This window comes from Corallococcus sicarius (assembly GCF_003611735.1).
GTDB lineage: Bacteria > Myxococcota > Myxococcia > Myxococcales > Myxococcaceae > Corallococcus > Corallococcus sicarius.
This window is the reverse complement of record NZ_RAWG01000042.1, coordinates 1-23,622: the sequence shown is the minus strand read 5'-3', so window position 1 is coordinate 23,622 and position 23,622 is coordinate 1. Positions and strand designations below refer to the sequence as shown.

Here is a 23,622-nt window from a genome sequence, read left to right as displayed (position 1 = left end):
GCTCGCGCTCACGAATGCAGCAAGGATGAGAACGGCTGCTCCCCGCGTGGAGCGAAGCCCTGGACCGTCGCCAGTCGCTGGTGGCGCCGGAAGCTGAAGTCGCGCGCGGAGACGATGTGGCGGCCACGGCTCCGGATGGAGAGCTCCAGCGCCAGGGCGGACCATCGCCGCGCGGGCGCCGTGGCGAAGGACCGCACCAGCGCCGTGGCGGAGAAGGGAACGCCCGCGAGATAGCGCATCCCGGGTGCGAAGCGCCGCTGCTCGCGCTGCCGGGTCCACCAGGCGCGCGCGGCCTCGGGGGACGCCCGTGGCAGCGTCTTCTCCACTTCCAGCAGGAGGGGCGCAGCGGGGGACGCGTCCTCCGGGGGCTCCTCATCCAGGAGCAGGTGGGCGTCTTCCAGGGGGAAGCCGGTGATGGAGGCGAAGGACTCCGTGGCCAGCCGCGCCACCCCGGCGTGCCCGTCCTCCAGCAGCCTCAGGCAGGCGTCCACGGCCTCGGGCCGGCCACCATGGCCCAGCGCCCAGACCGCATCCACGCACGAGCGGGGCTCGTCCAGCAGCTCCATGAGTCGCGCGTGCTCCTGCGTGTTCCCCCCTTGCGCCAGCAATAGCAGCGGCAGGCGACCCGAAGGCTCCCGGGCCTCCACCACCTGCAGGCAGCGTGTCCACGCGGCGCGAAGCCCGAGCACCGCCCCGGACGCCAGGGCCGCATCGCGGACGAGCGGTTCGGACGATTCCAGCGCCTGGGTCCACTGGCGCAGCACGGGGGCAGGGAGCGCGGTGCCCATGAAAGGCAGCACCCGGCAGGCCGCGGCCACCACGGTGGGCTCCGGGTGCACCAGCCAGGATTCGAGCGCCACGGAAGGAACGCGCCCGTGCGCCGCGTGCACCTCCAGCGCCACGGCGCTCACGGCGGGGTCGGTGTCCGGAGTGAGCAGCGCCGTCAGCGCTGGGAGCACGTCCTCGCGCCCACAGAGCTCCAACGCCCGCTGGAGGCCCGGCAGCGCCTGGGGCGGCCCGTCCGTCAGCGCGGCGAGGACGGCGTCACGCCCGGCGGTGCCCTCCTGCAGCAGCAGGGCGAGCGCGGCGGCGCTGACGCGGGGAGCCTCTTCGACCGCGAGGGCGGGTCGCAGGTAGCGCTGGGACACCTCGCCTCCGCCGAGCGCCAGCGCGTCCACGTGCGCCAGCAGCCGCGCCTCGCGCTGAGCCACATGGCCCAGGTATCGATCCGGTGCCGTGAGCGCGTTCTCCCATTGGGTGTCGAGGTACTCCGCCTCGTCGAGGTGGACCTCGTACAGTTCCCAGTGGGGGGCTACCTCCGGGTAGGCCATGGCCATCTCATTCCATGTCGAGGTCGAGCGCCGAGACGGGGCCGTCTTCCAGGAGGACCAGCATGCCCTCGCGCCGCTCCGCCGCCCGCTGGAAGTACTCCACCAGTTCCGCGTAGGACTGCTGGAGCGACGGAAGGTCTTCCTCCCTCCACGGCTCCAGCGCGTCGAGTTCCTCGGCGAGCTTCGCGAGGCCGGAGTCCTCCAGCTCCGCGGCGTTGAACCGGGAGGCAAGCTCCTGGGCGGTCACCCGCGCAAGCCCCACCGCGGCCCGCCGGACCTCATCGGGAGACAGGTACCAGGCCTGACCCTCGAGCGGCGTCGGCTGGCCCACCGCCTCGTCGATGGGACGGGCCGAAGCCAGGGTCGCCACGAAGGGCACGACAGCCCCTGGCTCCTCCACCTCTCCCAGGAGGAACCGGAGTGCGTCCACGACGTCCTCCTGCAGCGTCAGCCCACGGAAGGAATAGCCTCCTTCCTCATCTTCCTCGTAGAGGACCGGAGAGGTGGGGATCTCAAGCCCGGCCTGCGGCTCTCTCTGGAGCTGCTCCCAGGCACTCTGGGGCAGCGCGAAGAACAAGCAGTTGGCGCTCATCTACGAGGCTCTCCGCAGCAGGGGCACTTGAGCTTCTCCTCGCGCTCGCCGAGCGCTACCACGGGGGGCTGCATCAGGGGGAACGGCGGGGTGTTCTTGTCATTGTGCAGCATCAGGTCCAGCGCCCGGGCGACGTTTCTGCCCTCTGCCTTCACGTCGAAGGAGAAGTTGACGAACTCGGCTTTGCCTTGGGTCTTGCTGGAGGCCACCCCACCCCCCGCGGTGCCGGCCTCGTCACCCGTGCTGGTGCTGAAGTTCGAGTCCTTCACGCAGAGGGGCTTGCCCGCCACCGTGACGGAGTCGGCTGTCTTGGCGGAGTCCGAGGACTTCGCGACGTTGGGGTAGGGAATGGGAATGGGGCCGGCTGGACCAGGCGTCTTGCAGACGTCTGGGAAAGCCATGGTGACGCCATGGCTGTCTTTCGTTACCACGGAGAGCTTGTTGACTCCGACGGTGTTCGCCATTGCGGGCCTCGAGTGCGCGTGGGGCGCCCAGTCTACACCCGGCGGAGGTCGATGCTCCGGACGTCATGGGGCCCTCTGTCCAATGGGACGTGCCCCCGCCAGAGAAGCATCACCCGGTGGTCATCCATGTCCAGGATGACCGTGTCCAGGTGCATCTCCGGGGTGATGGGTCCTCCCAGGCGGACGGTGATGGCCGGAGGGGCCTGGCCGGGAAGCGCGAAGGCGAGCCGTCCTCGGGGCGAGGCGTTCACGAGGACGACGGCCTCGTCACCCTTGAGGTAGCCCGGAGCGACGAGGCCCGGTGCGGCGGCGTTGAAGAAGCGCCGGTCGAAGTCGGTGGGCAGCAGCGGCTTGCGCGTCTTGTTCCACACCTCGTCAAAGGTGCCCGCATACCTCGCGCGTGGCTGCGATTGGGGCACGGTGAAGCCGAAGCCCACGGGCGTCACCCGCTGGCCGAACTCGCGCAGCGGCTCCGCCGGGTCCTCCAGGTTGGGCAGCCTCAGCCCCTCCTCGAAGTGGCGTGGGCTGGCGCGGAAGCCCACCCCCAGGGGATTGCGAGGCTCGAAGGAGGGGCTCGCGGAGTCCGTCCGGTCCCAACCGCCGAAGGCACGCTCCCAGGAAAGGGGCAGCTTCTCAAAGGCAAGCGGCCGGGTCGCGGCGACGCGTCCCATGCTCCTGAACCAGGTGCGCTCGCCCAGCACCCGGATGGCCTTCTTCAGGGGGCCCACCTGCAGCGCCACCAGGGTCTCCGTGGCGCCCTTCGCGGGAGGGTATGCGTGGCCAATGAGCGCCACGTCCGTGGTCGGCTTGAAGAAGGCACCCTCCGGCTCGAACTTGTAGCTGGACTTGCCGGGCTCTCCCCAGGACTTGCCTCCAAGGTCGACCGGCACCTGCGTCTCCGCCAACTGGAGCCCGTCCTCGCGGAGGTCGTAGGTGGCCTTCACCACCAGCGCGAGCAGCGGCCGGCCGTCCTCGTCCGAGACGTACACCTGCTCGAAGGCAAAGGGCGTTTCGTTCTGGAGTTCCGCGTGTGGCACGTTGGCTGGCCCCCCGTCGTGGATATCGCCGCACGCTCCCCGCTGCCAGCCCCCTGCGGGCAGGTAGGCCCCCTGGCGTGGGAGTGAGACAGCGACACCGCGCCTTTCCACCACACCTGTGCGAACGGCCCCTGTCGGGAGGGCCCATCGACGCATGAGACGTGAATCGGTACCCTGCGACCCCGTGACCGTCGCCGAGAAGAATGAGAAAGCCGTTCGTCACCGCAAGATTGGCGCCTGCCGCGTGCTGGGTGAGCTGGGGCGCGGTGGCATGGCCATCGTGTACCGCGGCCTGCACGAGCTGCTGCAGCGCGAGGTGGCCATCAAGGAGCTGCTGCCCGAAGGTCAGCGCGACAAGGAGGCCCTGTCCCGCTTCCGCCGCGAGGCCCTGGCGCTCGCCGCCTTCCGTCACCAGAACATCGTCACCCTCTATGACCTGGTGGAGAAGAACGACAGCTTCTTCATGGTCATGGAGTTCGTCGACGGGCCCACCCTCCACGGCCTCATCAAGGAAGGGCCGCTGCCCCCGGACGTCGCCGCCGTCATCTGCGCGCGCATCGCCAGCGCGCTCGACCACGCCCACTTCCGCCGCATCATCCACCGCGACCTCAAGCCCGCGAACGTCATGCTCACCAAGTCCGGTGAGGTGAAGCTCATGGACTTCGGCATCGCCAAGGACGTGGGCCTCGAAGCCCTCACCCAGCAGGGCATGGCCGTGGGCACGCCCTCCTACATGTCCCCCGAGCAAGTGACCGGCGCGCCCATCGACGCGCGCACCGACATCTTCTCCCTGGGCGTACTCCTCTACGAGACCCTCTCCGGCACCCGCCCCTTCGTCGGCAAGTCCGCCGGCGAGGTGTTCGCCCGCATCCGCGATGGCAAGTTCACGCCCCTCCACAAGGTGGCCCCCAACGTGCCCGCGCCCCTGGCGCGCATCGTCAAGCGCGCGCTGGCCGTGAAGCCGGAGGCCCGCTTCCCGGACGCCGCCGCCATGCGCCGCGAACTGGACCTGTTCCTCGCCCGTGAAGTGCCCGTGTCCCACCCCGCGCTGCTCGTGGCCTTCCTGCGCTACCGCCAGAAGCTCACGGAGACGGAGGCGCTCGCCCACCTCACCCAGCAGGAGCTGGGCGTGCTGGACGTGTTCAACGCGCCGAAGCCCCCCCGGCGCAGCCAGCTCAAGTGGACGTTGGCCGCATTCGCCGCGGGTACGGCCGCCGTCGGCACGGGCCTCTACCTCACCCAGTCCCACTGGCTGCCCGTGTTGGATCAGCTCACGCGGTGACGGAAGAAAGAGGGAGGCCCCACGCCGGGCGGGGGCCGCCTACTTCTTCTTTTCGTGCGTGACGGTGACGATGGTCCCGATGCCGCCGCGCACGAAGAAGTCACCCACCACCGTGAGCTTGCGCGGCTGGATGGCCTTCACGATGTCGTCCGCGATGGTGTTGGTCACCTTCTCGTGGAAGGCGCCCTCGTTCCGGTAGGACCACATGTAGAGCTTCAGGCTCTTGAGCTCCACGCAGAGCTGATCCGGCACGTACTTGATGGTGAAGCGCGCGAAGTCCGGCTGGCCCGTCAGCGGGCACAGGCACGTGAACTCCGGGACGTCGAAGGCGATCTCGTAATCGCGCTCGGGGGCGGGATTGGGGAAGGTCTGGACTTCCTTGGACGGCTTTGAGGACATGGGGTGTCGTCTAGCACACGTTCAGTGCCTGTCGCCGCTCCCGCAAGCGCCGCTTCCCTGGCTGCCCGCCGACGCCTCTGTTCGGGGCCCAACGGGAAGGGGGCCCCCGGGGGCCACAGATCGGCCGGGGGTGCTTGGCGATCATGGGAGGGGATCCCTATCTCCCCAGCGACCCCTGCCGCGCCCCCGACCCCATGCTGCCACCCAACGACGTCGAGGATGTCCTCTCGTGCCTGCCCCAAGCGCTCGTGCGCGTGGGACCCGACCTTCGTGTCCAGTGGCGCGAGGAGGGCTTCGCGGCCAAGACGGGCGTGGTGCTGGCCGAAGGCGGCACGCTCCTGGACGCGCTGGAGCACGGCCGCAGCGTGGATGCCCTGGAGCGCGCCATCCGCGAGGGGCGGACGCACTCGGGCCACGTCATCACGCGCGCGCTCCGGCAGGTACGCGTGCAGGTGAAGCCCACCCCCTCGGGCGGCGCGTGGCTGGTGGTGGAGCCGTCCGGCGTGGACGACGAGGGCGCCTTTTCACAGGCCGTGCGGGAGATTGCCCGCGCGGTGGGTGAGTCGCTGGAGGTGGACCGCGTCTGCTCGGCCGCCGTGGTGTCCCTGGTCCGGTGTGCCCAGGTGCGACGCGCGGAGGTGTTCCTCTACGAGGAGGACGACGCGACGCTGCGGCGCATGGCGGTGTCGGACCTGGAGGGGCACGACGTGCCCATTGACGCGTTCGACCCTTCCGAGGACCCCTACCGGCAGGCCCTCGCCCTGCGCCAGCCGCAGCTGGGCATCCAGCGCGGCTACGGGGACGCGGTGGGTTCGGTGTTCGCGGCGGTGCCGCTGTGCGCGCCGCGCCGCACCGTGGGCCTGCTGATCATCTACAAGGAGCAGGGCGCTTCGTTCTCCGTGCGGGAGCTGGAGATGTGGAGCGCGGCGGCCAGTCAGCTCGCCGTGGCGGTGGAGAACGCGCGCCTGTTGCGCGAGGCCCAGGCGGCCCTGCGCGTGCGCGAGGAGTTCATGTCCATCGCGTCGCATGAGCTGAAGACGCCGCTCACGCCGCTCAAGCTGGGCCTGTACTCCATGGAGCGCCGCATCGCCGCCGGGCAGCCGGTGGAGCTGGCGAGCGTGCTCAAGTCCAAGCGCCAGGTGGACCGGCTGGCCGGACTGGTGGAGGACCTGCTGGACGCAAGCCGTCTGGAGTTGGGACGGCTGGCGTTGGACTCGGCGCCGCTGGAGGTGGGGCAGCTGGTGGCGGAGGTGGTGGATCACTTCCGCCATGCCTTCGAGCGCCCCTTCACGGTGGAGGTGCCTCCCGACGGCGTCTGGGTGCTGGGCGACAGGGACCGGCTGGAGCAGGTGTTGGTGAACCTGCTGGAGAACGCGCACAAGTACAGCCCGGCGGGGGCGCCCATCGCGGTGCGGGTGCTGCGCACGGCGGACGCGGCGCGCATCCAGGTGCAGGACCACGGCATCGGCATTCCAGGCGCGGATCAGGCGCAGGTGTTCCAGCGCTTCTACAGGGCGCGCAACGTGTCGCACCGCAACTTCGGCGGGCTGGGGCTGGGGCTGTTCATCAGCCACTCCATCGTGAAGATGCACGGCGGCGCGCTCGCGCTGCGCAGCCTGGAGGGCGAAGGGTCCACCTTCACCATGGACCTGCCGCGCATGTCGGCGCACGAGGTGCGCAGGCTGCCCCGGCGCGTGCTGGTGCTGGACGAGGACCGGAGCCAGGAGGCGGCCGCGGCGCGCACGCTGCGCGCGGAGGGCTTCGAGGTGTTCACCGTGCAGAACGGCGCCGAGGCGCTGCGCAAGGCGACGCACCTGCCCGTGGACCTCATCGTGCTGTCGACGAGCGCCACGCAGCCCCAGATGGCCTCCTTCCTGGAGACGTTCGCCACGCTGCCCCGCGCCCGGCCGGTGCCCATCCTGCTGGCGGGGGACTCGCGGCCGTGGTGGGCGCAGGAGAACACCGGGCTGTGCCCCCGGCCCTACCGCGCGGACGAGCTGCTCGCGGGCGTGCACCACGTGCTGGGCCGCGAGCGTCGGCGGACGGTGACGCCAGCGGAGTCGGAGGTCGTGCTCGCTACGCAGGCGTGAGGTGGCGGAAGTCCGTGGGGCGTATCCCCGCCTGCTCCAACACCTCGCGCGAGCGGGGCTGGAGGAAGGTGGCCAGCTCCACCTCGCGCTGCGCCGCATAGCGGCTGGTGACGACCTCGGGCAGGTGGCCGGGGTGACACATCCACTCCGTGACGCCCTCGGCGGGAAGCCCGGCCAGGGCCTGCGCGAAGCGCTCCGGCGTCCAGTACGCGGACTCGCCGGACTCGCCGACGAAGTGATCATTCGTGGCCACGCACCGGGCCCGGAGCGCGGCCCGCATGTCCGCGTCGATGGAGCGCACGGGAAGGCCCGCGCGCCGGGCGACGCGCGCCAGTCCCTCCAGCACCCGGGGATGGCGGTGCAGGTGCTTGTGCACATCGATGTGCGTGGCGGGCTGGCCCAGCAGCCCCTCCAGCCGCCGGAGTTGCGCGAAGGCCTCGGCCGCCACCACGTCCGCCGGGAGCTCCGCGACGCGCGCTCCGACGAAGCCTCCTTCTGCGGACCGCCACTCGCGCGGGAAGTCGGGGCCGATGGGCGGACCCCGGTCCAGGTTCAGGTGCAACCCGATGGCGAGTCCCCGCGCCTGACGCGCGGCCTCCTCGGACCACGGGGTGTTCACCAGGAGCGTGGCGGAGGAGACGACGCCCTCGCGCAGGGCCTGGAGGATGCCCCGGGTGATGCCCGGGTCGTAGCCCAGGTCATCGGCGTTGAGGATGAGGGTGCGGGGCGGCGTGACGTCCTCCTTCACTCCGTCAGGGACGCGGGCGGGCCTGGAAGAAGCGCCACATCTCCAGCGTCGCGTCCAGGTCCAGCGTGCCGCCGTTGAAGTTCGGCTGACCGGGCCAGGCGTGCTGGCCCCCGGTGACGGTGCACAGGCTCGCGGTGGCGCTCTCCGGGCTGCAGCCGGTGGCCGCGACGCAGGTGCTGTCGCCCTTCTGGAACGTCTGCTGCTCCGGGCCGGTGCAGCCATTGCGCGCGGCGAAGCGGCGCACGGACTCGGCGGCGGACGGGTAGGGCCTGCCCGCGGGGATGTTGTTGCCGCCCTCGTAGAGGATGGCCGGGTCGGCGCTGCCGTGGAAGTGGAGCACCGGGACGGGGCGGGACGGGGCGCAGGCCGCCGAGCCCTCCATGCCCGCGACGGGCGCGATGGCGGCGAAGCGCTGCGCGCGCTCACAGGCCAGCCGGTAGGTGAAGAAGCCGCCGTTGGAGAAGCCGCTGGCGAAGACGCGGCGCGGATCCGTGCACACGCGCGCGTCCAGGTCCGCGAGCAGCGCGTCCACGAAGCCCACGTCGTCCACGTTGGCCACCTGCGCCGGGCCACAGCACGCGACGCCGTTCCAGCTCCGGCTGTCTGCGTCGCCCCGGCCGAGCGCCTCCGGGAAGTTGAGGCCGCGCGGGTAGACGGAGATGAAGCCCTCGGTGTCGCCCAGCCGGGAGAAGTTGCTCAGCAGCTCGTGCTCCTGCTCGTCGGAGCCGAAGCCGTGGAAGCTGAGCACCACGGGCGTGGGCTTCGTGGCGTCGTAGCCCCGGGGGACGTGGACGCGGTAGGCGCGGGTGCGGCCTCCGTGCTCCACCGTCCAGTCGTAGGTGCCCGCGGTCACGGTCAGGCCCGAACAGGCGGTGCGGTCCGCGGGCGCCACGTCACCCGTCGTGGTGTCTGGAGGCTGCGTCCCGGCGTCGGGCGTGGGCGTGGGGTCGTCCGGCGTGGAGGAGCACGCGGCGGTCATCAACAGGCAGGACGCGGCGAGGACGAGGAGGCGAAGTCGCATGGGTGGGGATCTAATTCCCCGGACCGCACTCCGCCGCCAGTGCCGATGCACGGTCGGGGAACCTTTCCGACAGCGTACGTTTCACCTCGGCCACCGCCGCGGTGTTGCCCTCGTGGGCGTGGAGCTGGCACCGCGCCGTGAGGGCGCGAGGGTCGTCCGGGGCCAGACGCTCCGCCTCCCGGTACTCGCGCTCGGCGCCGCGAAGGTCGCCCTGCCGGAAGAGGACGGCCCCCAGGTACGAGTGCGCCACCGCGAGCGACGGCGCCTTCCTCAGCGCGCGCTTGAGCAGGGTGACGGCGTCGTCCAGCTTCTCCTGGCGGAAGCGCACGAAGCCCAGCTCCGCGAGCGCCGCCGCGTCGTCGTGCTGGCGCGTCCAGGTGGAGAGCACGGTGGCGGCCTCGTCCAGGCGCCCGCCTTGCGACAGGAGCTGTCCGTAGCGCGGGGCCACCTTGGCGGAGCCCGGCGCCTGCGCGTACGCCTTGGCGAGCGCCGTGAGCGCGCCCGGCACGTCGCCCTGGCGGGCCCGCAGCTCGGCCAGGGCCAGCGGCGCGCGGATGTCCTTCGGGGCGAGGAGCGCGGCCTCGTCGATGGCGCGCTCGGCGCGCTTGCCCATGCGCAGCTCGGTGGCGGCGCGCGCGGCGAGCAGGTGCGCCTCCGCCTCCTTCGGGAAGCGCGCGGTGTACGTCTCCGCCAGCTCCAGGGCCTGTGGGTGGGCACCCAGGCTCATCAGCAGGGTGCTCGCGCGGGCCAGCTCCCGGCCCGTAGCGCGCGGGTCCTTGCCCAGCGCCTCCAGCGCGGAGAGCTTCGCCTCCAGCGTCGTGGCGGTCTCCGCGGCGGCGAGCCGGGCCGTGGGCGTGACATCCGGACGGCGCAGGTACCACGTGGCCCCCGCGCCCAGCCCGCCCACCGCGAGCACGCCCGCGAAGAGGGCGATGCCCCAGCGCGAACGGGTGCGCGTGTCGCCTCCCTCCGCCGTGGAGGCGCGAGGTGGCTGGCTGGCCTTGACGGCCGGGCCTTCACCCCGAGGCGCGGCGGAGGCTGCTTCGGCTCCGCGCGCCGCGGAGGCGGCCGCCGCGGACGCGCGCACCTCCTCGTGCGAAGTGACCCGGGTGGACGTCGCATCCGAGCTCGTGTCCCGGGGCCTGGCCTCCGGTGCCACGGGCCAGTCGCCGTGGACTCCCACCGGCATCGCGGGCCACTCGGCCGGGCCGCCCGGTCCCGTCTTCGACACGGGCCACGAGCCCTGCGCGCCGGCCCGGGACGCCGTGCCTCCCAGCTCCACGGGCCAGTCCGCACCGCCCTGCACCGGCGCTCCCACCTCCGCGCCGGAGTTGGACGGATCCGCGAGCCTCGCGCGGCGCAGCGCCAGGCGCTTGGGGTCGCGGTCCGGCGGGAAGAGGAGGTCCAGGTACGCGGCCACCTGCGCGTGCGTCGCGACCTCGGCGGGCCCGCCGATGTGCTCGATGGCGGCGATGAAGGTCTGGAGGCTGTCGAAGCGCGCCTCCGGGTCCTTCGCGAGCGCCATCAGGCACACCCCCTCCAGCGCCTGCGGCACCGACGGGTCGAACGCGGTGGGCGGCTTCGGGCGTCCCTCCGCGATGCGCGACAGCACCTCGTCCGGCGTCATGCCGGTGAAGGGGCGCCGGCCACAGAGCTGCTCGTAGAGCATCACCCCCGCGGCGAACAGGTCCGCGCGGTGGTCCACGCTGCGGCCGGCGATCATCTCCGGCGACATGTAGAAGAACTTGCCCTTGAGCGTCCCCGGCTCCGTGCCGGAGCCCAGCGCGTCCGCCTTCGCGATGCCGAAGTCGATGACCTTCACCGCGCCGTTGACGCCCACGTGGATGTTGTCCGGCGTGAAGTCGCGGTGGACGATCCGCAGCGGCCGGCCCGCCTCGTCCACGGCGCGGTGCGCGGCATCCAGCCCCCGGCACGCATCCACCAGCACGCGCAGGGTGATGCCCAAAGGAACGCGCTGGCCCCGCTCGGCGGCCTCCTGCCGCACCTCCGCGAACGAGCGCCCCTCCAGCAGCTCCATGGCGATGAAGGGCTCTCCGCCCTCCATGCCCAGCTCCAGGATGGAGACCACGTTGGGGTGGCGCACCTGCGCGGTGATGCGCGCCTCGTTGAGGAACATCTGCACGATGCGCCGGTCCACGACCAGGTGGGGCATCAGCCGCTTCACGGCCACGGAAGGGCCCCGCTGTCCGTCCGGCGCGACGGGGCGCGCCAGGTACACCTCGGCCATGCCGCCCGTCGCGATGCGCGCGCTCAAGCGGTAGTTCCCTGCCCAGGTGATGCCGGATTCCGACGCCAAGGTGCCGGCAGTCTACGGGGCCCCGCCCCCGGCACCCAAGGTCCTACAGGTCCGCCTGCCTGGCTGTCCCCAATGGAACCTCCCTGTTGCACGGACGTTCCAGCAGGAGCGGGGGCCCCTGGCGGGCCCACGCGGGCCGTGTAGGGCGGGCCGGGACGACGGGTGTGGGTGGAAGGATGGCCGTACCCGGTGACCGGGGGCGGGGATGCGGTGCTAACCTGCCCCGCTCGAAACGGGACCCCTAAGGGGAGGGGGGCTCCGTCGTGAGAACCTCGCGCACCGTCGCGCATGCAGGGAGGGATGTTGGGCACCGTCCTCAAGGGTGGTTACGTCGTCGAACTGGAGCCCGCGTCCGTGGAGCGGGTGGACCTGCGCATCGAGGGTGAGCGCATCGTGGCGCGGGGCGAGGACCTGACGCCCGCCCCTGACGACGAGGTGGTGGCGCTGTCCGGCAAGCTCGTCTTCCCGGGGCTCGTCAACGCGCACCACCGGCTCTCGTACGTGCTCGCGCGCGGCTGGGTCCGGCCGACGCCCGCGTCGTACCAGGCCCTGCTGGAGCAGGTGCGCTGGCCCTTCGAGAACGCCCTGGACCTGGACGCGGTGCAGGTGGCCGCCACGGCGGGGGGCCTGGAGTCCATCCAGTGCGGCACCACCACCCTGTTCGACCTGCACGCCTCGCCGCACGCGGTGACGGGCTCGCTCTTGCGCATGGCGCGCGGGCTCCACGAGGTGGGCGTGCGCGGCGTGCTGGCCTACGCGGTGACGGACCGCATGGGCGCGGTGGGCCGCGAGGAGGGGCTGGAGGAGACGGTCAGCTTCGCGCGCAAGGCCCGGGGCCGCTTCCGCGGACAGGTGGGCGCGGGGCCCGTCTTCACGCTGGGCGATGACGCCCTCCAGGGGCTGGGCGAAGCGCTCAACACCACCAACACCGGGCTGCACTTCCCGCTCGCGGAGGATCCGCTGGACGAGCGGCTGTCCAACGAGCGTCACGGCAACCCCCCGGTGACCCGGCTGCTCAACGGAAACCTCCTCTCGCCTCGCGCGATGGCGGCGCACGCGGGCCACCTGGAGTGGGCGGACCTGGCGCAGGTGCTGGCCACGGGGACGTGGCTGGTGCACACGCCCCGCTCCAACCAGGAGCAGGAGGTGGGCTACGCGCCGGCGCTGAAGTTCGGGGCCCGGGCGTCGCTGGGCACCGACGGCACGTCAGCGGACCTCTTCGCGGAGGCGCAGGCGGCGTACCTGCGCTCGCGTGAGGCGGGGCAGCCCATTGACGTGCTGCGCTACCTGGCCAACGGCCACCGGCTGGCGTCGCAGGTGTTCGAGGCGGCCATCGGTCCCATGCGCGAGGGCTCGGTCGCGGACCTGCTGGTGATGGACTACCTGTCGCCCACGCCGCTGACGGCGGAGACGCTGGCGTGGCACGTGATTCACGGGCTGGGCAGCCGGCACGTGGAGGCGGTGATGGTGGACGGCGTGTGGCGCGTCTGGGCGCGCAGGCCCCTGTCGGTGAACCCCACCGTGGTGGCGGACCAGTCACGCGAGGCCGCCACGGCCGTCTGGGCTCGGCTGAACCAGCCGTAGAACCCCGGGCGGCTTGTTCCGATGTCCGGGGGCCGTTAAGTCCCGGCCATGCTCATTCCCCTGCTCGTCGTCGGATTGGTCAGCGCAGCGATTCCCCAGGTGGGCGAAACCGCCCCGGACTTCACGGTGAAGGACACCGGTGGGACGACCTACACGCTGTCGGAGATGGTGAAGAAGGGGCCCGTCATCGTGGCCTTCTTTCCCAAGGCGTTCACCGGCGGGTGTACGCGCCAGCTGACCGCGTACACGAGCCGCTACAAGGACATCGAGCAGGCGCAGGGGCAGGTGCTGGCCTTCTCCACGGATGACGCGGAGACGCTGGCGCGCTTCAAGAAGGAGCTGAAGGCGCCCTTCCCGTTCATCCCGGATCCTGAAGGCAAGGTCGTGTCCGCGTACGACGTGAAGATGCCGGTGCTGACGGTGTCCAAGCGCTACACGTTCGTCGTGGGCGAGGACCGCAAGGTGCTCAAGGTGGACGAGGGCAAGGACGCCATCGACCCCACGGGCGCCATCGTCGCGTGCCCCCTGCGCAAGCCCGCGGCCGCGAAGCCCGCCACGGCGCCCGCTGGCAATACGCCTCCCATCAAGCCCGAAGCGCCCTCGAAGTAGTCCCGGGTTTCATGACACGGGCTCCTCGCCTCGGAGGGAGGGGCCACGGTCCATTGCTGGACGCGGCTGCGCAGGAGCGGTCCGTCCGAGGGGTGCGCCGTTGAGGAGTTCACGCGGCCCCGGGCCTGGCGCCTTGTTCGTCGGAGGCCGGAAGCGATAGCCCTGGAGTTGCCGCGCGGGGCGTCCACCGTCCGTCGGGGCCGGGGGCGTGAAGGAGGCCCACATGGATGAACATCGTCTTCCTGGGGCCTCCGGGCGGGGCAGTCGCTGACGTGAAGGTCGGCCTGGCTTCAAGGCAGCTCGCGCACGCGCTGCGACAGCGCGGGCACATGGTGCTGCTCCTGGAGCAGGCGGGGCCCTCTGCGCGGCGGCTGGAACTGGAGGCGGAGACGCCTTGCGCGCCGTACCTGGGCGTGGCGGACCTCGATGCGCGCTTCCGTTCCCATGTGCGGGGTGCGGACCTGGTGCTGGTGGACTCGGACGTGCCCGGGGTCGCGGAGGTGGGGCGCTGGGCGACGGAGACCGCGCGCGGCCTCACCGCCTTCTGGGACCACGACACGCCCCGGACGTTGCAGCGGCAGGCCCACCGTGGGGATGCGGCGCGGCTGACGCTGGAGCATCTGACGGGCTACCGGATCCACCTGTGCTCCAGCGGGGGGCCGGTGCCCCGGAGGTTGGAGCGCGAGTGGGGTGTGCCCCGGGCGCGCGTGTTGCTGCCCGGCGTGCAGGCGGAGCACTTCGCCCCGAGGGCGCAGGGCGTGCGCTGGGACCTGGGGCACCTGGGGCTGCTGTCGGCGGAGCGCCGGTCGCTGTTGAAGCCGCTGCTGTTGGACGCCGCGTTTGACTGGCCCGAAGGGCGCTTCCTCCTCGCCGGGACGATGTCCGTGGTGGATGCGGATGCGGCGTGGCCCGACAACGTGAAGCGGCACGCGGCCACCCCGTCCCGCGAGCACCCGGCCTGCTACGGCGCGCAGCGCTTCACGCTGGCCGTCTCGCGGGCGGAGCACACGCCGGGCAGGAACCTGTTCGAGGCCGCGGCGTGCGGCGCGACGCTGGTCTGCGACCCGTGGGAGGGATTGGAGGACCTCTTCTCGCTGGGCGAGGAGGTGGTCGTGGCGCGCACGGCGAAGGACGTGCTGCGCTACCTGCGAGAGATGCCGGAAGCGGACCGGCTCCAGCTGGGCCAGCGCGCCCGGGCGCGAGTGCTCGCCGAGCACACCGTGGCGCACCGGGCGCTGGCGCTGGAGCAGTACGCCTGCGAGGCCGTGCGGGGCGGCTCCTCGGGAGCGCCCACCCGGGTGCCCGAGGTGCTGGAGCGCCGGCCGAACTGAACCCCTGCGCGCCCCTCGGTGCGGGTCATCCCCCGGAGCGCGTGGGAGGGCCACTCGCGGACCTCGCAGGGCCGGGACCGATGAGCTGGGTCTGGGCGCACGTGCGGAAGGCCGCCACGAGGCGGTTGTCGTCGCCAACGCGGGTCGCGAGCACGACGTGGCTCGGCCCGACGCCCCGCAGGGGGATCGCGGTGAGGTCGGGGCGGAGGCTGCTGGTGTGGAGGCCGGCGGAGATGGCCACGGCCTGCCCCGCGGCGATGAGTTCGAGTTTGTCCTCGATGGCCTCCACGAGGGGACCGTCGGGTGCACGGCTTCCGTCGGGCCGGGGGTCGATACGCCAGAAGGCATTCCAGCCCGCGTCGGCCACCTGGGGCATCGGCTCATCGGCGATGTCGTCGAGGGTGACGGATGGCCTGCCGGCCAGGCGGTGGTCGCGGGAGACCAGCAGCAGTCGGGGTTCCTCATAGAGGACGGTCACGTGCAGTTGGTCGGTGGGGAATGGCAGCCGGGTCACCGCCGCGTCCACCCGGTGCGCGAGCAGGGCCGCGCGGGGTTCGTTCCAGGCCAGATGCAGGGTTTGCACTTCGGCATCCGGATGCTGTCGCCGCAGCTCGCGGACTGCCGGAGTGATGATGAGGCTCGGCGTGAACCCGATGGTGATCCGGCTGGGCTCGGCGGCGGCACGGGTGCGCGCCGCCGCCTGACTGGCGGCGCGCAGCAACGCCCTGGCGTCCGCGAGGAAGCTCTCTCCGGCCTCGGTGAGCTGGCAGCCCTGCGGCGTGCGGTCCAGGAGGCGAGCGCCCAACTGCTCTTCCAGGCGGCGGACCTGACGACTCAGGGACGGCTGGGTGGTGTGGAGGGCCTCGGCGGCGCGGCCGAAGTGTCGGTGCTCGGCGACGACCGTGAAGTACCGCACCAGCCGCAAGTCGAGGTCCGGTGCAGGAGGCGAATCGGGCATGGCTGAAGCGTAACCCGTCAGCGCGGGCCCGCCCCTGAAACGCTCCAGGCCCTGGGGTGATGCCTGAAGTGCATGGCCCGATACAAAACAGGCTTTGGACTCGGATCGCGTCCCGGGCGAACGATGGCGTCCTTCCACTGAAGGAGCTCACCATGCGTGTATTCGTCACCGGCGCGACCGGATTCATCGGTTCCGCCATCGTTCGCGAACTCATCGACGCCGGGCATCGCGTCGTCGGCCTTGCCCGCTCCGACACGTCCGCTGCGTCGCTGACGGCCGCGGGGGCGGAGGTGCACCGCGGCGCACTCGATGACCGCGAGAGCCTGCGCCGCGGAGCGGCCGCGTCAGACGGCGTCATCCACGCGGGGTTCAACCACGACTTCGCGAACTTCGGAGCTGCCGCGGAGATGGATCGACGCGCCATCGAGACGCTCGGCGAGGCGCTTGCGGGCTCCCATCGGCCCTTCGTCGTCACCTCGGGGACCGCCCTGCTCGCACCGGGCCACATCCGGACGGAGGAGGATGCGCTGGATCCCGGCTCGCCCTCGGCGGTCCGGCTCGCCTCCGAAGAGATGGCGATGTCGTTCTCCGCGCGCGGCGTGCGCGTCTCGGTGTTGCGGCTCCCTCCGTCGGTGCACGGGAACGGCGACACGCATGGCTTCGTCCCGGCGCTGATTGCCGTCGCCCGCGCGAAAGGGGTCTCGGCCTACGTGGGCGAAGGGGCCAATCGCTGGGCCGCCGTGCACCGACTCGACGCGGTGCGGTTGTTCCGTCTGGCCCTGGAAGCAGCGCCCGCGGGTGCACGGCTGCACGGGATCGGTGACGAGGGGGTGCCGGTGCGCGACATCGCCGGCGCCATCGGCCGGCAGTTGAAGCTGCCGGTGACCGCCCTCTCCCGTGAGGGGGCAGAGGCCCATTTCGGCTGGCTTGCTCACCTCTTCTCGCAGGACTACCCGGCGTCGAGCACCCTGACCCAGAAGCAGCTGGGATGGCGTCCCGTGCAGGCCGCGCTCATCCCGGACCTCGAAGCAGGTCACTACTTCAACGGCTAAAGGCCGTCCGTCTCCCGGTGACGTGCAGGACTCACTCCGCCTGCGGCGCCTTCACCACCTCGCGCGGAGGGAACACGAACTGCGCGGCGCCCGCGACGAGCGGTGATTCATCCCGCTGGAGCGTGGCGAGCGTCTCCAGCCGCTCCGGCGTCCAGCCGCGCCCCTCCTGCGCATCGCGCACCACGCACTCGACGGCCAGGCGCCGCACCTCCGGGACGGAGCTCGTGCGCAGCCGCGCGCCCACGGCCCGCATCGACTCCACGGGCAGTTGGGCCACCGCCACCTGGGCCGCCATCAGCGCGTCCGCGTGAAGCCATCCCGCCTTGCCCATGGCATTCAGGTGGCCCGCGAACTCCCCCGGCTCCAGCGCGACGGCCGCGCAGCGCACCCGCGGCGTGGCCAGCCGAGGGTCCTTCGCCAGCACCTCTTCGGCCAGCAGGCGCACCGTGCGCAGGGGCACGGGGCGCATCCACTCCCGGCGCTGGAGCAGCGAGTCCAGCGCCACGCTCAGCGCCCGCCGGTCCTCCACCACCGCCTCCAGCATCCGCGCCATCAGCGGCAGGTCGTCTTCGTCGGACCGGTGGACGAGCGCCCCCATCGCCGCGCGCACCTCGTCATCGAAGGGCGACGCCAGCCGCGCACCGCACGCGGAGAGGAAGACCCGCTCCCGGTCCATCACTCGCAGCCACGCCGCGCGCTGGAGCAGGCTGATGCGCGCGTCGGGCTCCGGCCGCGCCAGCACCTTCGCGAGCAGCGCGGACAGCCGCGCGTCCAGCGCTTCGGTGAGCCGGTCCGCCGGGATGTCCCCCACGCGCGAGGCCATGATGGCGTCCTCGCCGCTGACAGCGCGCTCGAACACGGCCCAGGTGGGCTCGCGGTCCAGGTGGTCCCACAGCGCGCGCAGCAGCGCGATGCGCACGTCGCGGTGCAGGGGCAGCGCGTCCAGCTCCAGCAGCCGCGCGTAGGCCGCATCCGAGCGCAGCTCCCCCATCAGCCGCACCACCTCCTTGGCGACCGTCACCTTGGAGAGCGGCACGTCCGCCAGCAGCGCCAGCACCCGCGCGGGGGGCATGCCGTTGAACGCGCGGCGCAGGCCGTAGATGGCGATGCGCGCGCGGCTGTCCTCCAGGCACTTGAGCAGCGTGGGCACGCCCTGGCCCTGGTCACACCGGGCCAGCACGCGCAGGGCCCGCTCCTGCACCGCGGGGCGCTTGTCGTCCGCCATCGCCTGGAGCGCGTCCATGGGCGCCCAGTCCAGCGCCGCCAGCCGCGTCACCGCGAGCAGCAGCGAGGGCGTGTCCCGCTCCGGGTCCTCGCACAGCTTCGACAGCGCGCGCGAATACGTCCGGTTCTGCTCCGCCGTCCACCGGAAGAAGCCCGAGTCGAAGGGGAGGAGCCAATGCGTCGCCCCGGTGGCGAACTGCCCGGTGATGACCGGCGCGGCCAGGTACGGCCCCAGCAGGTCCTGCCGCCGCCGGTGCAGGTAGTCGCGCACCAACGGGATGGCGATGGCGCTCTCGTCCCGCTTCAGCAGCGTGGGCAGCATCCGGTCGAAGTCCGCCCGCGCGCGCGAGCGCAAGAGCCACAGCGCGTTCGCGGACGGCTTGCCCAGCCGCAGCGCCACCCGCTCCAGCTCCGCCACCAGCTCCCGGTGCAGGGGCACGTCGCGCGGCTCCTGCTGCGCCAGCGCCACCACCTCGTCGTCCCAGCCCCGGTCCCGCCAGCGCCGCAGCGCGCCCGCGAGCGTCGCCTCGAAGCGCGTCCGGTCCTCCTTCGACAGCCAGTGGCTCAGCTCCACCGACAGCCACCCGTTCGGCGTCACGTCCCGCGTGGAGACCAGCCACTCGGAGAGGCCAGGCACCAGGGCCGCCCGCGCGCCCAGGCTCTGCACGAGCTGGAGCAGGTTCCACCCGCGCTCGCGCTCCGCCCAGGCCTTCGCCAGGGCCAGCAGCTGGGGCGCGGCCTGGCGCACCTGCGCGTCGTTCAGCCGCAGGCCCAGCCTCGCGTCCTGGAGGCTGCCCCGCTCCTTGAGGAAGGTGCCCAGCCACGTCGCGCCCCAGACGGGGTCCACGCCGAAGGCCCGCACGAGCAGCCGCTCCGCCGCCTGCGCCGTCATCTGCGACAGGTCCGCGGCGTCCAGCGCGTCGCGCAGGATGCGGCCCAGCGACTCGGTGTGCTCGGCGCGCCACATCCGCCGGGGCCACCCCGCGAGCGCCTGCAGCATCGTCCCGCGCACCGGGTCCTGTTCGTTCTTCCGCGCCAGCACCAGCGCCAGCGCGGGCGCCACCCCCGCGGCCTCCTCCGGACGCAGGCCGGGCAGGGCCAACAGCGAGCCCAGGCCCGCGATGCGCATGGCCGCGTCGGGATGTCCCAGCGCGCCCCGGAGCTCCCCCTGCGCCTCGTCCCAGGGCAGCAGCCGCGCGTACACGAAGCGCGCCTCGGCCCGGGTGCCCAGGGCCACCACCTCGTGCAGGTGCCGCCGCGCCTCGCGCTCGCGCAGGTCCACGGGCAGCCGCTCCAGGTGCGCCAGGGGGATGACGCCGTCGCGGTTGCGCACCGCCGCGCTCCAGCGCTGGAAGACGTGCTCGCGCACGGCGGGATCCTGGACGTGGGCGATGAGCTCCGTGCCCCACGCGGGCGAGGTGTCCACGGCCGCGGCCCAGGCCTGCGTGACGGTCCGCCGCAGGGGCTCCGTCACCTGCTCCAGCACGTCCTTCGCGCTGCCCAGCACCGTCGGGTCGCGCTGGAGGATCCACGTGAGCGCCTCCGCGTCCAGCGAGGCCACGACCTTCTCGAACAGCAGGTGGGGAAGGGCGACGCCGGGGTGCTGGCGCAGGAGGGCGACCGTGCGCGCGGGGCGAAGCCGCACCAGCCACCGCAGGGCGCCCACGTCCGCGGGGATGCCGCGCGAGAGCATCAGCTCCAGCAGCGCTTCCGCCGTGTCGGGGACCTGTCGGGCCAGCCCCTCCAGATGCTGGCCCACCCAATGGCGCGTCACGGGGTCCGCCTCCCCCGTCACCGCGCGCACCTCTTCGATGAGCACCTCGCCCAGCACCGCCGGGGCGTAGCGCGCGAGCCGCACCCAGAACCGGTGGCTCGGCCGCTCCAGCGCGCGCGCCAGGTGCCGGCGCAGTCCCTCCTCCGACGCCAGGGGCACCGCGTCCGCGAACGTCGCGCCGTCCGACCGCTCCGCCAGCCCGTCCAGGTACGCGTCGATGACCGCGCGCCGCCGCCGCTTCACCAGCCCGCGCAGCAATGACTGCTCACGGCGCATGCCGTGCGCCATGCGCAGGGCCTCCAGGGCCTGGGCATCATCACAGGCGAGCGGCACCAGCTCGAACGCCAGCGCGCGCACCCGGAACGACTCGTCCGACAGGGCCCGCAGCACCGCCCCGCCGTCGCGCCGGGTGAACTGGGCCGCCAGCGCCAGGCGCCTCTCCGAGGCGTCCCCCCGCGCCAGCCCGTCCAGCAGCCCCTGCGCTTCCGGGTCCGTCCGGGCGCGGGTCCCCAGGGCGACCATGTGACGCACCCGGGCATCATGGAAGGTGGACGACAGCTCGGCGCGCAGGGCGGAAAGGCGGGAGTCGGACATGGCGCCCAAGGATGCCCGCTCCTCCGGTTTCCTGACAGCTCAGTGCGTGGCTTCGGTCGGGGCGACGGGGGAGTTGCCCTTCGCGTGCTCGCGCGCGTGCTGCGCGAAGAGGAAGCGGCGCACCGCGGCGCGGGTGATGAGCCCGCACGGGGCCAGGCCCAGCACCGGGGACACCGGCAGCGCGTCCACGTCCTCCTGGTCCATCACCTGGAGCGCGTGCGCCAGGTCCGTGTCCGGCGGCAGCGCGGGCAGCTTGCGCGCCAGGTCGCTGGCGACGAGCAGCGGGTACATGGACTCGTCACGCCACACCTCGCGCAGCTGCTCCACCTGCACGGTGCCATAGAGGTTGCCCAGCGGGTCCAGCACCGGCAGCGCGCCCGCCTCGGACGTGAGCAGCTGGTCCGTCAGCGCGCGCAGCGGCGTGCCCGCGGGCACCGCTGGCACCTCCGTCATCAGGGTGCGGACATGGGTGCCCGCCAGGAGGTCCTCGTCGCTCTGCACCTTGGTGGAGGTGCGCTCGATGAGGTAGTGGCACAGCGCGGACGCGATGGTGCACGTCACCATCAGCGGCAGGATGATGTCGTGGCTGCCGCTCAGCTCGTACAGCATCATCATGCCGGTGAGCGGGCCGCGCGTGAGGGCCGCCACCGCGCCGCCCATGCCCACGATGGCGTAGGCCCCGCTGGGCCCGGTGGCCAGCGGGAAGAAGTAGTGCACCAGCGTCCCGAACGCGCCGCCCGCCATGGCGCCAATCACCGCCGCCGGGAAGAACGTGCCGCCGGACCCGCCCGAGCCGATGGTGATGGACGTGGCGACGAGCTTCAGCAGGCACGCCGTCACCAGGAAGATGAAGGGCAGCTGGCCCGCCGCCGCCAGGTTGATGAAGTCGTGCCCGCTGCCCCACACCGTGGGGCTCAGGAACACGAGCACGCCCGTGCACAGGCCGCCCAGCGCGGCGCGCACCGGCAGCGGCTTCTTCCCCAGCCACGGGGAGAGCCGTCCCTTCGAGCCGCCTTGGAAGAAGTGCTCCACCCCGTGGAGCAGCTTCACGAACGCGAACGCCAGCAGGCCGCACGCGATGCCCAGCCCCGCGTAGGCGAACACCTCCGCGCCGCTGACCAGCTCGTAGTTGACCCGGTTGAGCATGGGCGCTTCGTCCAGCACGCCGCGGCTCACCAGCGTCCCCGCCACGCTGGCGAGGATGATGGGGGAGAACACGCGCAGCTCGAACTCGCGCAGGATGATCTCCATCGCGAACACCGCGCCCGCGATGGGGGCGTTGAAGGACGCGGAGATGCCCGCCCCCGCGCCGCACGCCAGCAGGATGGACAGCTCCCTGCGGCTGAAGCCCAGCACGCGCCCCACGCTGGAGGCGAACGCCGCGCCGCCATAGACGATGGGGCCCTCGCGCCCCGCGGACCCGCCGCTGCCAATGGTGATGGCGGACGCGATGAGCTTCAGCAGCCCCCGGTCCGCCGGCACCACGTTGGCGCCGCTCTTCACCGCGCGCACCACCTCCGGCAATCCGTGGCCGTGCGTCTCCGGCCGGTCGCGCAGCAGGCGGCCCACCGCGAGCCCACCCAGCGTGGGCGCCAGCAGGATGAGCCACCAGGGCAGGTGCGGCAGCGCCTCGGGCAGGTTGTGCGCATGGCCGAACACCGAGTTGATGGCCGCAAGCCCCACCAGCGGGTAGTAGAGCGACAGCCCGCCCAGCGTCAGCAGCGCCAGGAGCCGCAGCCGGCGCTTCACCTCGTCGCGAGGCCCACCGGGCTCGATGATACGCGCGAGCAGCAGCGCCCCCATGGCCAGCGGCACGCCCACCAGCGCGTACTCCAGGTGCCAGCGCGCGGAGGAGAGCGACTCCATCAACGTGCGCAGCCGCTGCGGCTTGAGCGTCGCCGCCAGCTCCGCGGCGCTGAACGTGATGCCGCTCATCACGCCAATGAGGTTGGAGAAGATGCCAGCGGCGAGGCCGCTGTAGAGCCCCACCACCGCGCCCGCGACAGGGAGCACCGACGGCGTGGGCAGGCGGATGCGGTTGGACGCACCCAGCAGGAAGTAGATGAGCCGGGAGAGGTTCAGCCGTGCCCACGCGCGAAGCGTGGCCAGTCGCTGCCCGGACTGGGCAGGCGGAGGTTCGTCACTGTTGTTCATTTGGAGCCCCTACTAAACGGACGAGGGGGGTGGGTTTCAAGCGTCTTGAAGGTGCTGTCACACCCGGACCGTCCGCCTGCACTCCACTCCACACATCGTCCGAGCGGTGCCCGGCTGGCTGCCCGGCGGCGTGCTACGACGGCGCCGTTCCCACCTCGAAGGAGGCATCGCACATGCTCAAGCAGGGAGACGTGGCGCCGGAGTTCACGGTGAACGACCACACGGGCAAGACGCACCGGCTGTCGGACTACCGGGGCAAGAACGTGGTGCTCTGGTTCTACCCGAAGGCGGACACCCCGGGCTGCACCGCCGAGGGGTGCTCCTTCCGCGACCACAAGGCCCAGTACGAGCAGAAGGGCACGGTCATCCTGGGCATCAGCTTCGACACGCCGGAGGAGAACCAGGCCTTCGCGAAGAAGTTCGACTTCAACTTCCCCCTGCTGTGCGACGTGGACCGGAAGGTGGGCCTGGCCTACGGGGCCGCGGACGACGCGACGGCCGCCAACGCGCGCCGGGTGGGCGTCGTCATCGGGCCGGACGGCAAGGTGAAGGAGTGGCACGCCAAGGTGGACGCGAGAGCCTTCCCCCAGGAAGCGCTGTCGCGGCTCCAGTAGGAGCCGGCTCCAGGGCCTTCAGGGCGCGAAGCTGCGGGACGGCAGGCGTGAGCGGATGAACACCGCCACGCCGGCCAGCACCCCCCACGGCAGCAGGTGGCCCAGCATCAGGTGGTCCGCGGTGCCGTCGGGGCAGTGCACGTGCAGCACCAGCAGGCTCACGCCCGCCGCGGACAATCCCGCCGCCAGCGCCCGCACGGGCTGGTAGGCGGAGCGGCACAAGAGCACCATCGCCAGGGCCAGCGGCACCACCGACAGCGCCACCTCCGTGCCCATGCACCCCAGCGTGCCCGTGAGGAACGGCCGCACCTGGACCCCGGAGCGCCCGAGCAGCTGCGCCACCACCATGGCCCCCGCGCCCGCCGCCACCCATCCCAGCGGCCAGGTCCGCCGGCTCGGCGCGAGCCCGAGCAGCGCCCCGCCCCCCACGCCCGCGACGATGAGCAG

Annotated in this window: 18 protein-coding genes and 1 pseudogene; 7 read left to right on the top strand and 12 right to left on the bottom strand. The window is 72.3% G+C overall.

The genetic code is table 11. From position 1 onward, the window contains the following. Positions 1-8 precede the first annotated feature (8 nt). Genes D7X12_RS09175 through D7X12_RS09160 form a run of 4 tightly spaced genes read right to left on the bottom strand, consistent with a single transcriptional unit; the run spans position 9 to position 3,424 of the window. The gene (locus D7X12_RS09175) at positions 9-1,331 is read right to left on the bottom strand and encodes a TIGR02270 family protein (protein WP_158620012.1); all 1,323 of its coding nucleotides are present in this window, start codon (positions 1,329-1,331) and stop codon (positions 9-11) included. 7 nt (positions 1,332-1,338) lie between these two features. Continuing rightward, a complete protein-coding gene (locus D7X12_RS09170) occupies positions 1,339-1,923 on the bottom strand; it encodes a DUF1877 family protein (RefSeq protein ID WP_120624884.1) in 585 nt (194 codons plus the stop codon). Then, positions 1,920-2,387 carry a DUF4150 domain-containing protein gene (locus D7X12_RS09165; protein WP_120624883.1) on the bottom strand — a complete coding sequence of 156 codons (468 nt, stop codon included), beginning with the start codon at positions 2,385-2,387 and terminating at the stop codon, positions 1,920-1,922. The genes D7X12_RS09170 and D7X12_RS09165 overlap by 4 nt, the downstream gene beginning before the upstream one ends. A 32-nt stretch (positions 2,388-2,419) precedes the next feature. Then, positions 2,420-3,424 (bottom strand): DUF2169 family type VI secretion system accessory protein, encoded by a 1,005-nt coding sequence (locus D7X12_RS09160; protein WP_208718901.1) that lies wholly within the window; start codon positions 3,422-3,424, stop codon positions 2,420-2,422. A gap of 271 nt (positions 3,425-3,695) precedes the next feature. Here D7X12_RS09160 and D7X12_RS09155 point away from each other — a divergent pair, with 271 nt between their 5' ends. Further along, positions 3,696-4,706 carry a serine/threonine-protein kinase gene (locus tag D7X12_RS09155; RefSeq protein ID WP_244224447.1) on the top strand — a complete coding sequence of 337 codons (1,011 nt, stop codon included), beginning with the start codon at positions 3,696-3,698 and terminating at the stop codon, positions 4,704-4,706. 39 nt (positions 4,707-4,745) lie between these two features. Here D7X12_RS09155 and queF read toward each other — a convergent pair whose 3' ends face one another. Continuing rightward, positions 4,746-5,105 carry a preQ(1) synthase gene (gene queF / locus D7X12_RS09150; protein WP_120614360.1) on the bottom strand — a complete coding sequence of 120 codons (360 nt, stop codon included), beginning with the start codon at positions 5,103-5,105 and terminating at the stop codon, positions 4,746-4,748. A 194-nt stretch (positions 5,106-5,299) separates the two neighbouring features. Between queF and D7X12_RS09145 the strand changes: the two genes are divergently transcribed. Further along, the gene (locus D7X12_RS09145; RefSeq protein ID WP_120624880.1) at positions 5,300-7,195 is read left to right on the top strand and encodes an ATP-binding response regulator; all 1,896 of its coding nucleotides are present in this window, start codon (positions 5,300-5,302) and stop codon (positions 7,193-7,195) included. On the opposite strand, the gene D7X12_RS09140 is transcribed toward D7X12_RS09145, so the two are convergent. Genes D7X12_RS09140 through D7X12_RS09130 form a run of 3 tightly spaced genes read right to left on the bottom strand, consistent with a single transcriptional unit; the run spans position 7,182 to position 11,212 of the window. Next, positions 7,182-7,943, bottom strand: a complete 762-nt coding sequence (locus D7X12_RS09140) for a carbohydrate deacetylase (RefSeq protein WP_120624879.1) — start codon at positions 7,941-7,943, stop codon at positions 7,182-7,184. The genes D7X12_RS09145 and D7X12_RS09140 overlap by 14 nt on opposite strands. 4 nt (positions 7,944-7,947) lie before the next feature. Next, positions 7,948-8,964 carry an extracellular catalytic domain type 1 short-chain-length polyhydroxyalkanoate depolymerase gene (locus tag D7X12_RS09135; RefSeq protein WP_120624878.1) on the bottom strand — a complete coding sequence of 339 codons (1,017 nt, stop codon included), beginning with the start codon at positions 8,962-8,964 and terminating at the stop codon, positions 7,948-7,950. 10 nt (positions 8,965-8,974) lie between these two features. Beyond that, complete coding sequence (locus D7X12_RS09130) at positions 8,975-11,212, bottom strand: serine/threonine-protein kinase (RefSeq protein WP_120624908.1); 2,238 nt, start codon at positions 11,210-11,212, stop codon at positions 8,975-8,977. A 372-nt stretch (positions 11,213-11,584) separates the two neighbouring features. Here D7X12_RS09130 and D7X12_RS09125 point away from each other — a divergent pair, with 372 nt between their 5' ends. From D7X12_RS09125 to D7X12_RS09115, 3 genes are all read left to right on the top strand, one after another. After that, positions 11,585-12,865: an amidohydrolase family protein gene (locus tag D7X12_RS09125; RefSeq protein WP_120624907.1), complete on the top strand. Its 1,281-nt coding sequence runs from the start codon at positions 11,585-11,587 to the stop codon at positions 12,863-12,865. 48 nt (positions 12,866-12,913) lie between these two features. After that, positions 12,914-13,474, top strand: a complete 561-nt coding sequence (locus D7X12_RS09120) for a peroxiredoxin family protein (RefSeq protein ID WP_120624877.1) — start codon at positions 12,914-12,916, stop codon at positions 13,472-13,474. Between the two features lie 227 nt (positions 13,475-13,701). Beyond that, entirely contained in the window at positions 13,702-14,805 is a 1,104-nt protein-coding gene (locus tag D7X12_RS09115) for a CgeB family protein (protein WP_120624876.1), read from the top strand. A 25-nt stretch (positions 14,806-14,830) separates the two neighbouring features. Here D7X12_RS09115 and D7X12_RS09110 read toward each other — a convergent pair whose 3' ends face one another. Further along, on the bottom strand, positions 14,831-15,763 hold the full coding sequence (locus D7X12_RS09110) for a LysR family transcriptional regulator (RefSeq protein ID WP_120624875.1): 933 nt from the start codon (positions 15,761-15,763) through the stop codon (positions 14,831-14,833). Positions 15,764-15,915: 152 nt separating this feature from the next. Between D7X12_RS09110 and D7X12_RS09105 the strand changes: the two genes are divergently transcribed. Further along, on the top strand, positions 15,916-16,815 hold the full coding sequence (locus D7X12_RS09105) for an SDR family oxidoreductase (protein WP_120624874.1): 900 nt from the start codon (positions 15,916-15,918) through the stop codon (positions 16,813-16,815). A 31-nt stretch (positions 16,816-16,846) separates the two neighbouring features. Here D7X12_RS09105 and D7X12_RS44965 read toward each other — a convergent pair whose 3' ends face one another. Together D7X12_RS44965 and D7X12_RS09095 are read right to left on the bottom strand one after the other, a co-directional pair. After that, the gene (locus tag D7X12_RS44965; protein WP_120624873.1) at positions 16,847-20,407 is read right to left on the bottom strand and encodes a hypothetical protein; all 3,561 of its coding nucleotides are present in this window, start codon (positions 20,405-20,407) and stop codon (positions 16,847-16,849) included. Between the two features lie 39 nt (positions 20,408-20,446). After that, the gene (locus D7X12_RS09095) at positions 20,447-22,561 is read right to left on the bottom strand and encodes a chloride channel protein (RefSeq protein ID WP_244224446.1); all 2,115 of its coding nucleotides are present in this window, start codon (positions 22,559-22,561) and stop codon (positions 20,447-20,449) included. Positions 22,562-22,734: 173 nt separating this feature from the next. Between D7X12_RS09095 and D7X12_RS09090 the strand changes: the two genes are divergently transcribed. Next, complete coding sequence (locus tag D7X12_RS09090) at positions 22,735-23,175, top strand: peroxiredoxin (RefSeq protein ID WP_120624872.1); 441 nt, start codon at positions 22,735-22,737, stop codon at positions 23,173-23,175. An 18-nt stretch (positions 23,176-23,193) separates the two neighbouring features. Here the strand turns inward: D7X12_RS09090 and D7X12_RS09085 are convergent. Continuing rightward, positions 23,194-23,622, bottom strand: a pseudogene (locus D7X12_RS09085) (DUF1109 family protein); the annotation flags it as partial.